The 14,323-nt window shown below is 36.9% G+C and carries 15 protein-coding genes; 2 read left to right on the top strand and 13 right to left on the bottom strand.

All coding sequences use genetic code 11. The features are described from left to right. The first annotated feature begins 165 nt into the window (after window positions 1-165). The gene (locus J2S06_RS10325; RefSeq protein WP_044893205.1) at window positions 166-351 is read left to right on the top strand and encodes a YhzD family protein; all 186 of its coding nucleotides are present in this window, start codon (window positions 166-168) and stop codon (window positions 349-351) included. Window positions 352-513: 162 nt separating this feature from the next. Here J2S06_RS10325 and moaD read toward each other — a convergent pair whose 3' ends face one another. The 6 genes from moaD to J2S06_RS10295 all read right to left on the bottom strand — a co-directional run bounded on the left by moaD (window position 514) and on the right by J2S06_RS10295 (window position 4,215). After that, window positions 514-747, bottom strand: a complete 234-nt coding sequence (moaD, locus tag J2S06_RS10320; RefSeq protein WP_044893204.1) for a molybdopterin converting factor subunit 1 — start codon at window positions 745-747, stop codon at window positions 514-516. Next, complete coding sequence (locus tag J2S06_RS10315; protein WP_419152223.1) at window positions 744-1,199, bottom strand: molybdenum cofactor biosynthesis protein MoaE; 456 nt, start codon at window positions 1,197-1,199, stop codon at window positions 744-746. The genes moaD and J2S06_RS10315 overlap by 4 nt, the downstream gene beginning before the upstream one ends. Then, window positions 1,162-1,686 carry a molybdopterin-guanine dinucleotide biosynthesis protein B gene (mobB, locus tag J2S06_RS10310; protein ID WP_419152227.1) on the bottom strand — a complete coding sequence of 175 codons (525 nt, stop codon included), beginning with the start codon at window positions 1,684-1,686 and terminating at the stop codon, window positions 1,162-1,164. The genes J2S06_RS10315 and mobB overlap by 38 nt, the downstream gene beginning before the upstream one ends. Continuing rightward, complete coding sequence (locus J2S06_RS10305; RefSeq protein ID WP_419152222.1) at window positions 1,683-2,948, bottom strand: molybdopterin molybdotransferase MoeA; 1,266 nt, start codon at window positions 2,946-2,948, stop codon at window positions 1,683-1,685. The genes mobB and J2S06_RS10305 overlap by 4 nt, the downstream gene beginning before the upstream one ends. Window positions 2,949-3,145: 197 nt before the next feature. After that, window positions 3,146-3,721, bottom strand: a complete 576-nt coding sequence (gene mobA, locus J2S06_RS10300) for a molybdenum cofactor guanylyltransferase (RefSeq protein ID WP_419152221.1) — start codon at window positions 3,719-3,721, stop codon at window positions 3,146-3,148. Further along, the gene (locus tag J2S06_RS10295; RefSeq protein WP_419152220.1) at window positions 3,718-4,215 is read right to left on the bottom strand and encodes a MogA/MoaB family molybdenum cofactor biosynthesis protein; all 498 of its coding nucleotides are present in this window, start codon (window positions 4,213-4,215) and stop codon (window positions 3,718-3,720) included. Before J2S06_RS10295 ends, mobA begins: the two co-directional genes overlap by 4 nt. A 288-nt stretch (window positions 4,216-4,503) precedes the next feature. Between J2S06_RS10295 and J2S06_RS10290 the strand changes: the two genes are divergently transcribed. Continuing rightward, window positions 4,504-5,580: an aromatic acid exporter family protein gene (locus tag J2S06_RS10290; RefSeq protein ID WP_419152219.1), complete on the top strand. Its 1,077-nt coding sequence runs from the start codon at window positions 4,504-4,506 to the stop codon at window positions 5,578-5,580. A gap of 138 nt (window positions 5,581-5,718) precedes the next feature. Here the strand turns inward: J2S06_RS10290 and J2S06_RS10285 are convergent, their stop codons facing one another. The 7 genes from J2S06_RS10285 to J2S06_RS10255 form a co-directional block, all read right to left on the bottom strand. Further along, entirely contained in the window at window positions 5,719-6,669 is a 951-nt protein-coding gene (locus tag J2S06_RS10285) for a 5-oxoprolinase subunit C family protein (protein ID WP_419152218.1), read from the bottom strand. A 1-nt stretch (window position 6,670) separates the two neighbouring features. Beyond that, complete coding sequence (locus tag J2S06_RS10280; RefSeq protein ID WP_419152217.1) at window positions 6,671-7,435, bottom strand: LamB/YcsF family protein; 765 nt, start codon at window positions 7,433-7,435, stop codon at window positions 6,671-6,673. 6 nt (window positions 7,436-7,441) lie between these two features. Next, on the bottom strand, window positions 7,442-8,167 hold the full coding sequence (gene pxpB, locus J2S06_RS10275) for a 5-oxoprolinase subunit PxpB (protein ID WP_044893195.1): 726 nt from the start codon (window positions 8,165-8,167) through the stop codon (window positions 7,442-7,444). 18 nt (window positions 8,168-8,185) lie between these two features. Next, window positions 8,186-9,409 (bottom strand): NRAMP family divalent metal transporter, encoded by a 1,224-nt coding sequence (locus J2S06_RS10270; RefSeq protein ID WP_044893194.1) that lies wholly within the window; start codon window positions 9,407-9,409, stop codon window positions 8,186-8,188. Window positions 9,410-9,582: 173 nt separating this feature from the next. Next, window positions 9,583-10,950: a sigma-54-dependent transcriptional regulator gene (locus J2S06_RS10265; RefSeq protein ID WP_160299091.1), complete on the bottom strand. Its 1,368-nt coding sequence runs from the start codon at window positions 10,948-10,950 to the stop codon at window positions 9,583-9,585. After that, window positions 10,931-12,664 carry a sensor histidine kinase gene (locus J2S06_RS10260; RefSeq protein WP_419152216.1) on the bottom strand — a complete coding sequence of 578 codons (1,734 nt, stop codon included), beginning with the start codon at window positions 12,662-12,664 and terminating at the stop codon, window positions 10,931-10,933. The genes J2S06_RS10265 and J2S06_RS10260 overlap by 20 nt, the downstream gene beginning before the upstream one ends. Further along, window positions 12,661-14,079 carry a sodium:solute symporter family protein gene (locus J2S06_RS10255; protein ID WP_044893192.1) on the bottom strand — a complete coding sequence of 473 codons (1,419 nt, stop codon included), beginning with the start codon at window positions 14,077-14,079 and terminating at the stop codon, window positions 12,661-12,663. Before J2S06_RS10255 ends, J2S06_RS10260 begins: the two co-directional genes overlap by 4 nt. Window positions 14,080-14,323 lie beyond the last annotated feature (244 nt).

Below are 14,323 nucleotides of genomic sequence, written 5' to 3'. Positions count from 1 at the left end.
CAACAAGCTGCATGATTTCTGTTTTTAAAAATACAATTAAGAAATTCTGTAGGTTTTTGTATTTTTAAAAAGAGCAATTATGAAATTGGCTCAATCTAAAAAGAGGAAGGATTTTTTTATTATAAGATTGAAATTTATTATACAGAATGAAAGGAGGAAGTTTTCATGCCAACATACACGCTAACGGTTTTTAATCAAAAAGGGGAAAAATTACTTGATGAAACGTTTGAGGCAGAAAATGAAAATGAAGCAAAAAAAATTGGAACAGAAAAACTGCGAGAGCATAATTATTTAGAAACGACGCACCGCTGTACATCCTCAAGTGGAAAATTAATTTTATTCCATCGTTAACATACGCAAATTTTCGGCGGTTCATCATGAAAAGAACCGCCACTCTTTTATCTATTTTCTGTAAAAACGGTGAAAAGCTTATATTCCTTCTTTACAATCAGCTTCCTTTAAGCATCGTTTCCATTCATTTTGAATGTTAAATGAAGCAGGAACGAGTCATATTTATCCTCCACTCACCGGTGGAATGAGAGCAACGACATCTCCTTCTCTGATCATTTCATCATCTGTTGCAAATTCTTCGTTAACGGCAATCATAAGGGAAGAAACCGATGACAGTCCATAGCGATCTTTAAGCTCTTGACGAAGTTGGTGTACAGTCAATTCTGGAAAAGGCAAAGTGATTTCCTCTGCATTCAATTGCTCCTTCAAATGTGCAAAAAGTAAAATACGAATCATTCTGTTCCCTCCTTTGGATAACCATTTTCGTATTCGATTGTTCCTTGTTGATTCCCAATCCATGTTTCCCCATCTTCCCAATGCTCTTTTTTCCAAATTGGCACCATTTCTTTGATGCGCTCAATCGCATACCGATTTGCTTCATAAGCATCAGCACGGTGCGGGGTTGAAACAGCTATGGCAACTGCCACATCTGAGATTTCTAAACGGCCAATACGATGGACAATCGCGACTTTTGCTTCTGGAAATCGGCTAATAATTTCAGATCCAATCTGTTCAAGCTTTTTCTTGGCCATCGATTCATATGCTTCATATTGCAAATATAACGTTTTTTTCCCCTTCGTTAATTCTCTTACCGTACCGATAAACGTTACGATCGCTCCAGCATTTCGATTCGTGACTGCTTTAATGACACTAGTGACATCTATCGGTTCTTTCACAATCGCAAACATTTCCTTCCCCCTTAACATACTGAATAATCCATTCTATATATTTTTTTTCTTCAGAAATGAAAAACGAATTCCCCTCATTTAACGGTACCCAACTAATCGAAGCGACAACATTTTGAAGTTGTAATAAATGAAGATCGCACTCATCACGAATGCAAACAATTTTTGGATATGGGGAATTTTTAAATCCTTCGATGAGCAATAAATCTATTTCAAAATGACGATACAATTCAATAAGCTTTGATAAATTACAACTATTATGAGTTGCTGCTGTCAAAAAGAGAGTCCCATCTCCTTCAACCGCAGAAACAAGTGCTCCTGCTTCCCAATGACGTGTTGAGTCTTTTTTAGGAAGCTCTGGCTTTCCTCCATGTCCATGATGTTTTAAAGTTCCGACCTTCACCCCTCGATTCGTGAACTCTCTGACCAATTTCTCTATAAGAGTTGTTTTTCCGCTATTTTGATATCCGACAACTTGTAGAATGATCATTGCCAATTCCGTGCTCCTTGTTCATCTTCAAGCAAAAGAACATCCACTTTCGTTCCCTCTTGAAATCCTCGTGTGCCACCTGGTAAAACAATTAAACTATTTGCTTCTATTAATGAAGAAACAATATTGGATTTATCTTTTCCTATAGGTTCTACTTGCAACATTCCATCATCGTAAGAAAGTTTAGCACGCACAAATCTAGTAAAAGGGTTCGCTTTCGTAAAATCCTTTTTCAAAACTGCTTGAACCTTTTTTAAATAACAATTTTTTTGGCCAAGCATCGCTTTTAAATATGGACGGACAAACAGTTCAAATCCTACATAACAGGCTGAAGGGTTGCCAGACAGTCCGAACAACATTTTTTGGTCTAATACCGCAGCTGAGGTGACACTTCCTGGGCGCATTGCTACTTTGTTAAATAATAATTTCGCGCCAAGCTTTTCATACACCTTTGGCAAAAAATCGAAATCTCCAACGGAAACCCCACCTGTTGTCACAATGATATTTGCTTCTTCCATCGCCTTTGTTACGGCCTCGTATGTCTCTTGAAAGGTATCTTTTACTTTTCCAAAGACAACAGGTTCTCCTCCAGCTCGTAATATTTGTGTTTGCAGCATATAGGAATTGCTGTTACGAATTTTCCCTTTTTCAAGCGGTTCGTACACATTTAATAACTCGCTTCCAGTTGCAATGATGACGACTTTTGGCTTTTTCATGACAGGCACCCGATGATAGCCAAATGTTGCTAAAATGGCTACAACTCCTGGATTGATGACCGTTCCTTTTTCAACGAGCAAACTCCCCTTTAGCATATCCTCGCCAATCCGAGAAATATTTTCTCCTTTTGAGACTTTTCGTTTAATTTGCACATACGCTTTTCCGTCTTTGACAACTTCTTTTGTTAATTCAACCATAATGACGGCATTTGCTCCATCTGGAATTGCTGCACCTGTCATAATTTTGACAGCTTGATTTGGCTTGAGCGGCTCCTCCCAAACTGAACCGGCTCCAACTGTTCCAACGACTTCTAACAATACAGGGGAATTCGTCGACGCATTTTGTGTTGCTTCTGCAAAAATAGCATATCCATCATACGGGGAACGATCAAACCATGGAACATCTGTCGTCGCTTTCATATCTTCTGCTAACACACGACCATAGCTTTCTTCAAGTGATACGTATTCTCGCTCCCCCTCCATACTCTCATTCATAACCCGTTCAATCGCTTCTTCCACTTTTATTGGCTTTCGCACTTTCCCCATTCCTTTCTTACTAATCCTAATATGTTCAGATTATGAACACAATGTCCCTTAATAAGTGCCGTATAGGTCATCACAAAAAGGAATACGTGACATAGCAAGCGTGTCTCTTACCTATGACAGTCGAAAAGCTAGTAAAGCAAATCTTTTAGAAAAGAGCGTATTTATTTGGTCCTTAATAAGAAACGGTATGTCCCTTTTCATCGAACAAATTTTTCATATTCCTCTTTCGTATTAATGTTCATAAACGGTTGTTCGTCTATTAGATCAATATATTTCACCTGTATATTGTCAAGTAAATACTTCATGCTCAGTTCGTTTCTTTCTAATCTCGACTTGATTTCTTCCTTTACACGACGATGATACAGGGCAACGAGTGGCTGAATTCTTTTATTCACACGAGGTAAAATAGCATCCCACTTTTCATCTTGATACAATTGCAAGATTTTCAAAATATGATCATTGATAAAAGGCACATCACACGGTAAGACCATATACCACTTCGCCTCATATTGAGACATTACAGAAAATAATCCCGCAAGAGGCCCTTTTCCTTTATAAGGCTCAATGTCGGTTATGAATATAGCTTGATCGATTACTGGTAAATTTTTTTTTAGTTCTGGGTGGACAACGATGATAATATTTTTTGTAATGGAACGTAATGTTTCGACACTATATAAAATAAATTCTTTACCGTTTCTTTTGGCAAGTGCTTTCGGTTTGCCAAATCGTTTTGATTGTCCACCTGCTAAAACGATGCCGATCAAGTCTTTCATTGTCGATGAAGCTCCCATACAAGATGACGAAGTTCAGGTAAAATTAGTTTTTCCATCGCCAGCCGAACAGCATTTGTTGAGCCTGGCATACAAAAAATCACCTTTTGATCCATTGAACCCGCAATGGCTCGACTCAGCATCGAAGCGCTTCCAATCTCTTCATAGCTTAAAAACCGAAACAACTCACCGAAACCAACCATCTCTTTATCCAAAAGCTCTTGTACAGCATCCACTGTCACATCACGCTTCGTAAATCCCGTTCCACCATTCAATAAAATAGCATCTACTTCTTGTGTTGAACGAATCGCTTTTTGAATGGCGTCACGTTCATCTTTGACAATTTCATAGTCGACGACGTTCATATCTTGTTGTTTTAACAGATTGATAATTAGTGCACCACTTTTATCAGTTTCTGTTGTTCGAGTATCTGAAACGGTCACTACTTTACAACGAATCGGCAAATTTGCTTTGCTTTTATGATCGTTTACACCCATCAGCCTTCACCTCAACTACATAATACAGAAATAGCAGATGTCTAACATAAAATAGTATACATTGTATAATATTTAAATCATACTCTAATGCATTTTCTTCCCTTTGTAAATAACGTCATATCATTCCTTTTAAAACAAAAGAATATCGGTATAGTCGGATTTAATGATAAAACAGAAAGTAGCTTCATTTAAAATGGATATCCTCCGAAGGCAATGAAAAATTGTGTTTTGAATAAAATTGATACTATAATATTAAATAGCATTTACAGGATGACGAGGGGATTTGAAATGCTTGGAAACATACAATCGAAACTTTTCGGGGGAAGAGTGATTAAAACTGGAATTGCTGTCTTCTTAACTGTCATAATGTGCAATTTATTCGATATCCCAACAATTTTTGCTGTCATTGCAGCAATTGTCACCATTGAGCCAACAGCCCATGATTCCCTTCGAAAAGGGATCGTAAGGTTTTTTGCCTCCAGCATTGGATCAGCCTATTCTATGACCCTTACTTCTTTTTTTGACCATTCTCCTGTTTCATATGCCCTTTCAGCGATGTTGACGATCGTATCATGTCAAAAATTACGTTTAGAAGCTGGCACTCTAGTGGCAACGATCACAGCTGTTGCAATGATTCCTATTACGGAAACTCATTATCTCGAAGCTTTTTTAACAAGACTCGCGACAACATCTGTTGGTATTACCGTCTCCACATTTGTGAACTTTTTTATTTTGCCGCCAAACTACACACATTTCATCACAAAACAGATGAATTCTCTTTTTCATGAAGCGGCTGATTTACTAGAACAACGAGCAAAAGAATTAATAGGAGATTCGAAGGGATATCGGGCAACTGTACGAAACTTTGATAAACTAACAAAGGATTTAAATAAAGCGTTAACCTTTATCCAATATCAGCAACAAGACTGGAAATATCATCGTCATACGAAAAAGGAAATGCGCCAATTTCATCGCGATCAAAAGAAACTAACGATTCTACAGCAAATAACCTATCATCTCGGGAATTTAATTTATGTCAAAACCGCTCCAACCGAATGGACAACAGATGAAAAAGAAAAGCTGTGTGCTGCATTCAAATCGATCATTTCCATCTTGCGAAATTATTGTCGATATATTCCATTTGAGCATTACCAGCTTATCGAACAATTAGATCAACAGTTTTGGAATATTAAAGAAGATCTAACCTATCATAAACCGAAAAAATATCATCATCATTTCTCTCCAAAATCGATTATCTTGTTTGAGATTTTATCTATTCACGATATGATCGAAGAATTGGAATCGATTTGTCATCATGAATTACCTCAAAAATCAAAAGATCATATTTATAACAATAAAAACTAATCACATTCGGTGCTTCAAAAGTAAAAAGTGAGCTAGGAAAAAAGGTCAAAAAGTATCTTCCATTACCAACGAAATTGTCGATAAACTCAAAACAAATGCGATCCTAGCTCACTTTTGATGGCCTTCTATGTTAAATTTTTAAATGTTAGCTAAAGTGAATATTTTGAATAGCTTTGCCTCTTGGAGAGCGTATTGCTGTGCTTCCGCTACGGAAACTTTTTGAAAACGGATTGTGCTTTTAGGCAACAATTGTGCAACCTTCGGCAAATCAACAGATATAATGGTTCCAATTCGCGTATAGCCGCCTGTCGTTTGTCTGTCTGCCATTAAAATGATCGGTTCCCCGCTTGACGGAACTTGAATCCCACCTAATGGGACGGCATCAGATATAATATCAGCTGTTCTGACATGTTCTATTTTGGCTCCACTTAGACGGTACCCCATGCGGTCTGATTGAGGAGTGACAGTATAAGTAGTGGTGAGGAAGGTTTCGATCCCTTTTTCCGTAAACATATGTTCATGCGGTCCTAATACAACTCTCACTGTTATATTCTTTTCATATATAGGGATTAATTGGGGGTGTAAGCTTCTTCCAATATTTTTTTTACTCATTTCCCCAGAACCAGATAATATATCTCCTTTTTGAAGCTCTCTTCCGTTATATCCTCCTAGCTGCGCTTTTAAATATGTCGATTTGCTTCCTAATACACGTGGAGCATCAAATCCCCCTGAAACACTTATATACGCTCTAGCCCCATTTTTTGGTGCATGAAAAGTCAAAGTTTCCCCTTTTTTAATTAAAAAGCTTTTCCATAATGGTGCGGGGGAGCCATTCACCATAGGAGAAAGATCCCCGCCACATATAGCTATGACTGCATCATGAAGGCACAGCAAGGAAGGACCTAGCATTGTTGCTTCTAATACTCCTTCATTTAAATCGTTTCCGACTAATACATTCGCCATCCGCATTGCATAAGAATCCATAGCTCCTGCTGCAACAATTCCATATTGCTGATATCCATATCTTCCTAAATCTTGAATAGTTGTCAGTAATCCTGGCTTTATTACTTCAAATAATGGTTGATTCATGCTACTTCATCCTTACACTTTGTATGATAATCCCCTCATTTTTTAATGTTTTGCACAAATGCTGAACAAATGTAAGTGCATTTGGACCATCGCCATGTACACAGATCGTATCAGCTTGAATAGGAATGATCTCTCCATTAACGGCCGTTACTCTTTGTTCTTTTACCATTTGCAGCACTTGATGAACGGCTTCCTCTGGATCATGAATAAGTGCATTTTCCTTTGATCGCGGTGTTAATTTTCCATCAGGCTGATACGTTCGGTCAGCAAATACTTCATGAGCTGTTTTTAATCCTTCCTCGCTTCCAGCTTCACAAAGAAATCCACCTGAAAGACCAAATAAAACAAGGTTTTGATCAACATCTTTCACAGCTTTCGCAATAGCTTTTGCCAATTCTTTATTTTTTTCAGCCATATTATATAAGGCTCCATGTGGTTTTACATGACCAAGTTCGACTTGATTCACTTTCGCAACAGCCTGCATGGCTCCAATTTGGTAAACGACAAGGTTATAAACTTCATCAGGAGAAATATTCATTTCTCGCCGTCCAAAGCCTCCTAAATCTGGAAGACCAGGATGTGCCCCAATTTGAATATTAAGGTCTTTCGCAAGATTTACCGTTTTCATCATCACATTATGGTCACCTGCATGATAGCCACAGGCGATATTAGCAGATGTAATATATTTTAAAATTTCTTCATCATGACCTACTTGAAAGTGTCCAAAGCTTTCACCTAAATCGCAATTTAAGTCAACTGTTCTCATCGATGCTCAAGCCTCCTCTTTTGCATAGGTCTTGATCTGATATGTTCCATGTTGAACTTCTTTTTCAATCGCAGCATATTCTTCAAATGTAATCGATTTAAAACGCAAGTAATGTCCGGGTGAGAGTAAAATCGGTTGTTCTAACCTTGGATCATATAGTTTAATTGGAGTCTTTCCAATGATTCTCCATCCGCCAGGAGAATCTAGCGGATAAATACCTGTTTGCTCGCCTGCAATTCCGACAGAGCCTGCCGAAACCTTTTTTCTAGGTTGTTCAAGCCTTGGCGTTGCAATTTGATTCGGCATACCTCCTAAGTAAGGAAACCCCGGGGCAAATCCCATCATATAGATTAAGTAATCAACGCTCGTATGAAGCTTTATAACGTCTTTTTCTGTCATGTTATTGTATTGTGCAACGTAAGATAAATCGGGTCCAAATTCTCCACCGTAATAAGTAGGAATTTCATAAACAATTGGACTTGAAGAATCAAATGCCGTTTGTCCTTTTATTTGCTCTAATTTCTTTTTCAGTTGTTCGTACGATATAACCTCTGGTTCATACAGGATGGTTAACGTTGTATAAGCTGGTATCCATTCAATAACTCCTTGAATCGGCGCTTCCTTTAAAAATGCTGAATACGCTCGAATACGCTGAATCGTTTCTTCTGAGATTTCATGGGAAAATTGAAGCTGAATCGCTTTATCTCCAAGTGGGTGAAACGTAAATTCCAAAAAATCTCCCCCTATATGTTACGAGAATAGTTTTGGCAATTGATCCACTAATGTTTTAAATCCTAAATAAGCTGTTGCGACGCAAACTAGTGCACCAAAGATTGTAAGCCAAATTGGATGCTTATATGTTCCAACAATGGACTTTTTATAGGCTGCAATTAGAATCGTACCAAGCGCAAGCGGTAAAATTAATCCATTAAAGGCCCCTGCAAGTATTAAAAGCTTTACTGGCTTCCCAATCAATGCAAAGATAAGTGTTGAAACGATGATAAATCCGATTACTACTTTTTTTCTATTTTGATTGATTTTCGGTGAAATCGTTTGTAAAAATGTAACAGAAGTATAAGCTGCTCCTATTACAGAAGTTAAGGCTGCAGACCATAATACAATTCCAAATATTTTATATCCAAATGTTCCTGCCGCTTGCTGGAATACAGATGCTGGAGGATTAGCAGGATCTAATTGAAACCCTGTTGATACGACGCCTAATACAGCTAAAAATAACAAGATTCTCATAAGAGAGGCTACACCAATTCCGTATAAAGAGCTTTTAGTCACGTATGATAAATTTTCTTTTCCATATATACCTGCATCTAACAATCGATGTCCACCCGCAAATGTAATATATCCACCTACCGTTCCACCTACTAAAGTAATAATGGCAAACATATCAATCGTCTCTGGAGCAAAAGCATGTACGACCGCTTCACCAACAGGTGGCTTACTGACTACCGCTACATATAACATTAATAATATCATTAAAGCACCTAAATATCTTGTAATTTTATCCATCGCCATCCCAGCTTCCTTTGATAAAAAGACAAATATGGCAATGAGCGCGGTGATCACTGCTCCAATTCGAGCGTCTAATCCAAATAATACATTGAATCCAAGACCGGCCCCACCAATGTTGCCGATATTAAAAGCAAGTCCTCCTAATGCAACAGCAAAAGAAAGTAAAAATCCTAACCCTGGTAATACTAGATTCGCTATCTCTTGCCCTTTTTTATTCGCAACCGTCATTATACGCCAAATATTCAATTGTGCCCCAATGTCTAAAATGATCGACATAATAATAACAAAGCTAAAGCTTGCCAGAAGCTGCTCAGTAAAAACCGCCGTTTGAGTCAAAAAACCAGGTCCAATCGCCGATGTGGCCATTAAAAAAGCAGCCCCTAATTGAATGCTTAATCGACTATTCCCTTTTCCATTTGATATTTTCTCTAAATCCCGTTTTCCCATCTAGCTTCCTCCTTTTATCAAAGTTTCATTTGTTTGAATCGTATAATCATAATGATCTATGCAAAAATTATGCCAATTTTAAAATCCACTAAACAATAAGTCTTTTTTTATTTTTCTGATATTTCTTTAATGACCGCACAATAATACCGCTCACTTCGAGCGGTTTCGCACAGTTAATGAATGTTATATTTTTCAATTCTCCGTTGTAAGGCGTAACGGCTAATACCGAGCTTTTCAGCAGCTCTTGTAATATTCCATTTTTCTAGTTTTAACGCTTCCACAATAAATCTTATTTCAATTTTTTCTAAATATTTTTCAAGTGAAAAATCTCGATCTAGTAATGGATCTTGTTCCATCAACTTTTCGTGTTGTTCTTCCCCTTTATTAAGAAAATGGAGATGATGCTCTTCAATCGTTTCGTCATGATTTAATATGACGACTCTCTCCATAATATTTTTCAATTCTCGTATATTTCCGGGCCAGCTATATTTCATAAGCTGCTCTTTAGCCTGAGAAGACAAAAAAGGCTCCTGCTTTCCCATTTGTAAACTGAACTGCTTTAAAAAATATTCAGCTAAGATAATAATATCTTCTCCTCTGTCGCGAAGCGGTGGTATATTGATCGGAACAACATTTAATCGATAATATAAGTCAGAGCGAAATGTCCCTTCCTGTATCATTTTTTCAAGCGGACGATTAGTTGCGGCGATGACTCTCACATCAACTTCAATGTCTTTCACTCCACCTACTCGCTTAATTTTTTTATCTTCTAAAAACCGCAGCAGCTTCACTTGGATTTCTAGCGACAGCTCCCCAATCTCATCTAAAAAGAGCGTTCCGCCATCTGCTAATTCTATTAATCCTTTTTTTCTCTGATTTGCTCCTGTAAAAGCACCTTTTTCATGCCCAAATAATTCACTTTCTACTAAATGAGATGGAATCGCACCACAATTCACTGGTACAAACGAATTGGACTGACGGCTGCTCATATTGTGAATACTTTTTGCAGCCAACTCTTTTCCAGTCCCTGTCTCTCCTTGTATTAAAACAGTGGTATTAGGGCTTTTAGCCACAAGTGACAGCTCCTCTTTTAAAGTTTCAACAGCCGGGCTTTTCCCAACTATCATTTCTGCTTCAGCACGTTTTTCCTTTTCACGAAACCTTTCAACTTCCAATTCAAGCTTATGCTGTTCAATATATTTTTTAATGGCTATATCAATTTCTTCTAGTTCAAAAGGCTTCGTTAAATAATCAAATGCTCCGCTTTTCATCGCTTCCACTGCCGATCGAGTATTGCCATATCCAGTTAATACAATAACCCCTATATCCAAGTAGTCTGATTTTATTTTTTTTAACATGTCAATTCCATTTCCATCAGGCAAACGAATATCTAGCAAAAGAATGTTTGGTGAAAAATGTTCGATTTCCTTCCATCCCTCTTTCATATTGTCAACAGCTTTGACTTCATATCCTAAATCTTGTAGCCACATTTGCAGAGATAAGCGTAATGTAGCTTCATCATCAATGATTAATATTTTCATCATTTTCCCCCTTTCTTTTCATCGGAAAACGCAACGTAAATGTACTCCCAATACCAACCTCACTTTCAACATGAATGTCTCCGTTATTGAGTACAACGAGCTGATGGACAATGGATAACCCAAGACCTGTTCCTTCATTCCTTGTTGTAAAGAATGGATTGAATATTTTAGAAATGATTTCCTGATCTATTCCTACCCCTGAATCTTGAAGGATGATCACGGCAGTATGTTGTTGTTGGAAAGCTTTAATCGCAACCTTTCCTCCATCTGGCATAGCTTGAATACTATTTAACAGTAAATTTAATAAAATTTGTCTTAAATGCTCCAAATCAATCCATAATTCGACATTTTCGCACTCATAATCGATTTTTACCTTTTGTTGTTCAGCTAACCCTTCTAATAAAGCAATCGTTGATTTAAAAACTTGTTCAACATTTACTTTCCTTGGGTTCGTTTTAATTGGACGCGATAATTGCAAAAGGTGAGTAATGATTTGTTGGACACGGTCAATTTCTTTTAAAATGTTTTCAAATAGCCATCGATGATCTTGACCAAGCTTTAGCCTTCTCATCAATAGTTCTGCCGTTGTTTTAATACCTGATAAAGGGTTTCGTATTTCATGAGCTAACCCTGATGCCAGCTCTCCTAACGAAGCTAATCGTTCCATTTGCTGCAATTGATTTTCTAGATTTTTTCTTTTCGTAATATCTTCAAATGAAATAAGATATTGAAGAATTTCCCCTTTTTTTGTAATTGGTATTAAATTAGCGGCAAAATAAGCTCTTTCTGAACCATTTTTGAATTCCCATATTTCTTCCGTTCTTTCTGTATGGTGTTGATTTTTTAAAATAAATTGATAGACTTTCTCTTTTAAAATGTAAAAATGGTTGAAAGTTCTTTTTGCCATTTCATTTAATTGCCATGTTGCAGATGCATTCGGTGCTAATACCATTCCAACATGAGTACTATTTAAAATGGTGTTGTTTATCTGTTGCAACTTTTGCAGCTGCTGATTTCTTTTTTGTAAAGTATTGACCATTTCTTTCAATTCCCTACTTAAAACCCCAATTTCATCTGAACGCTTCATACTAATATCATCATTTTCCCGCCATATGCGTCCTTGGCGAATGCTTTCGCAATATTTCACTAAATGGACGATCGGTTTGGAAAGATGGTGAGATAAGATAATCGTTAATTCCATGGCGATAACTGTAGAAATAATGACGATCAATAATGTATATTTTTGTATATTGATTAGTGACTCCGAAAAAATAGAAAATTCAACAGGAATATAGAGGATCCAATTAAATGCTTCCAACCTTTCAACAAACACCCATTTTTCATTGCCAAATTGTTCCTCCCATTTTTTTGTCTTCTCTATTCCTGCCCATTTTTTTGTTTGATCGTCGATAACTTTATTTTTATATAATAACGTCCCTTTTTCATTGCGCAAGTAAATGTTGGAATGTCGATCAATTAATTCTTTCGCTAATTTCTTTGCTTCACTTTCCAATAGCTTTCCACTTTTGATTTGTTCATCTAAATATTGAACATACTCATTTAACTCTCTTAACTCTTTTTCAATTTGGATCATTTTTTGTTGTTTATCCGATTGATAGCTAGACCAAATGGATGTTAAGCCAATAATGACTCCCGGAATTAACACAATCGCCAGAAAAGGAAACAGTATTTTTCTCTCAATTGAAGAATTCACCTATGACCCTTCCTTCCTAACCAGTAGCATAACCCTGATATCACGATGGCGGGCAAAACCGGATGGATGATTGACTGAACTTGAGGTGGAATGAAAAGAAATCCAATGATATATGTTAAGACACCAGACAAGCTGGAGTATACCGCACTTTTTTTCGTAACATTTTTTAATAAAAGACCCCCAAAAACAGGAAAAAATAACATAGATGAGATCAAACCCCAAATATGTCCACTCATCAATACAATCGCTTGCGGCTGAAATAGCGAGCACAATAAAGAAATGGAACCGAACAGGAAAATGGTAGCACGAACCATATTCAAAGATTTGGCGTTAGATAAAGGTTGTGTTTTTATTTGTCCATAAATGTCATGAACAAAGCTGCTTGCTAGTATGAGTAATTGAGAGTTGGCTGTTGAAATAGATGCCGCAATAATACTAATAAAAATAAACCCTTTTAATGGAGAAGCCATTTCGTGATGAATAATATAAGGATAAATTTCATCATGGCGCTGAAAAGTAAGGTCAGGAGCTAAAGCCCTTAAACCGATTCCTAAAATAAATATGGCACAGTATGTAATGAAAATAAATATAAAGCTTATCACCAACATTTTCTGGGCTACTCTCGCCGACTTTGCAGAGATTAATCGAATTCCGTATTGAGGGTTTGCCGCAACACCTAAACCAAGAGCGAAAAAAGCGCTCAATAAAACCCAAACGAATGACCAAGTATTGGGAAAGAAATAAAAGAAATCTGCTGGTAATTGCCCATTCTCTTCCAATAACTGCAATTGCTCTATGAATGGAATGCGATGAGCTTTTTCAATCATTAAGCTAGCACCGACAATAGTTGATAGGAAGATGAGGATAAAATGAAAAATATCAGTTCGGGCAACGGAATACAGTCCTCCAAACGTTGTGTATAGTATAAATAAGTAGACGAGGAAAATACTGAGAGAATAAGGTATTTCCAATAAACTGCTGACGACAATTCCAAATCCAGTTATTTGCAACATGATATATAAAACATAGCTGACTACTAAAATGACACCAACACCTATTTGTAGAATAGGAGCTTGATAACGAATGGCAAGAAATTCAGGAATCGTTAAAACATCGTAGGAATAAAGCTTCGAAATGATCAAAAAAAGTAAAACTCCTCCTAGCATCCACGCAATAGCCGTCGTCCAAAAAGTAGATATCCCATTTTCATAAACGAGCCCTGGAAGAGCTAATATCGATGCCGAACTAAACCAAGTCGAGTAAAATGAAGCTACACTTGGGAATAAAGAAAGATTGCGCCCAGCTAAAAAATATTCCTTCAAATCCTCTGTTTTATTAAACCCATGCTTCCCAAATATTAAAATAAAAATGGAATAAACGAGAAAAAAAGTTAAATATAATAGTGGGTCGAGCATATTTCCACCTCAATCATTTTTATAAAGCTCTTATCGGCATGAATGTTGTGATAAATGAATGGCTTCTAAAAGGCAATTGGTCGTCCGCCGATTGCTTCAAGTCTCAGTTCTCACAGCAAAAGATGAAACGATACATGTGTTTTAATTCCATGTGATTAAAGCAGCAAATAGACAGTCGAAAATCAACAAAGTTTACGAAAACATCCTATAAAAAAGATATCATATTTTTGACGTAAAAAACGAA

Origin of the sequence: Bacillus alveayuensis (assembly GCA_030812955.1) — a bacterium.
GTDB lineage: Bacteria > Bacillota > Bacilli > Bacillales > Aeribacillaceae > Bacillus_CB > Bacillus_CB alveayuensis.
The sequence above is the reverse complement of the archived record's forward strand: the minus strand, read 5'-3'. Positions and strand labels throughout refer to the sequence as shown.

Excerpts from the sequence above, each read along its gene's own strand:
- mobA (WP_419152221.1), bottom strand. The coding sequence starts at position 3,721 with ATGAAAGACTTGATCGGCATCGTTTTAGCAGGTGGACAATCAAAACGA.
- moaD (WP_044893204.1), bottom strand. The coding sequence starts at position 747 with ATGATTCGTATTTTACTTTTTGCACATTTGAAGGAGCAATTGAATGCA.
- J2S06_RS10255 (WP_044893192.1), bottom strand. The coding sequence starts at position 14,079 with ATGCTCGACCCACTATTATATTTAACTTTTTTTCTCGTTTATTCCATT.
- J2S06_RS10270 (WP_044893194.1), bottom strand. The coding sequence starts at position 9,409 with ATGGGAAAACGGGATTTAGAGAAAATATCAAATGGAAAAGGGAATAGT.
- J2S06_RS10325 (WP_044893205.1), top strand. The coding sequence starts at position 166 with ATGCCAACATACACGCTAACGGTTTTTAATCAAAAAGGGGAAAAATTA.
- J2S06_RS10305 (WP_419152222.1), bottom strand. The coding sequence starts at position 2,948 with ATGGGGAAAGTGCGAAAGCCAATAAAAGTGGAAGAAGCGATTGAACGG.
- J2S06_RS10315 (WP_419152223.1), bottom strand. The coding sequence starts at position 1,199 with ATGTTTGCGATTGTGAAAGAACCGATAGATGTCACTAGTGTCATTAAA.
- J2S06_RS10290 (WP_419152219.1), top strand. The coding sequence starts at position 4,504 with ATGCTTGGAAACATACAATCGAAACTTTTCGGGGGAAGAGTGATTAAA.
- J2S06_RS10265 (WP_160299091.1), bottom strand. The coding sequence starts at position 10,950 with ATGAAAATATTAATCATTGATGATGAAGCTACATTACGCTTATCTCTG.
- J2S06_RS10295 (WP_419152220.1), bottom strand. The coding sequence starts at position 4,215 with ATGGGTGTAAACGATCATAAAAGCAAAGCAAATTTGCCGATTCGTTGT.
- mobB (WP_419152227.1), bottom strand. The coding sequence starts at position 1,686 with ATGATCATTCTACAAGTTGTCGGATATCAAAATAGCGGAAAAACAACT.
- J2S06_RS10280 (WP_419152217.1), bottom strand. The coding sequence starts at position 7,435 with ATGAGAACAGTTGACTTAAATTGCGATTTAGGTGAAAGCTTTGGACAC.
- J2S06_RS10285 (WP_419152218.1), bottom strand. The coding sequence starts at position 6,669 with ATGAATCAACCATTATTTGAAGTAATAAAGCCAGGATTACTGACAACT.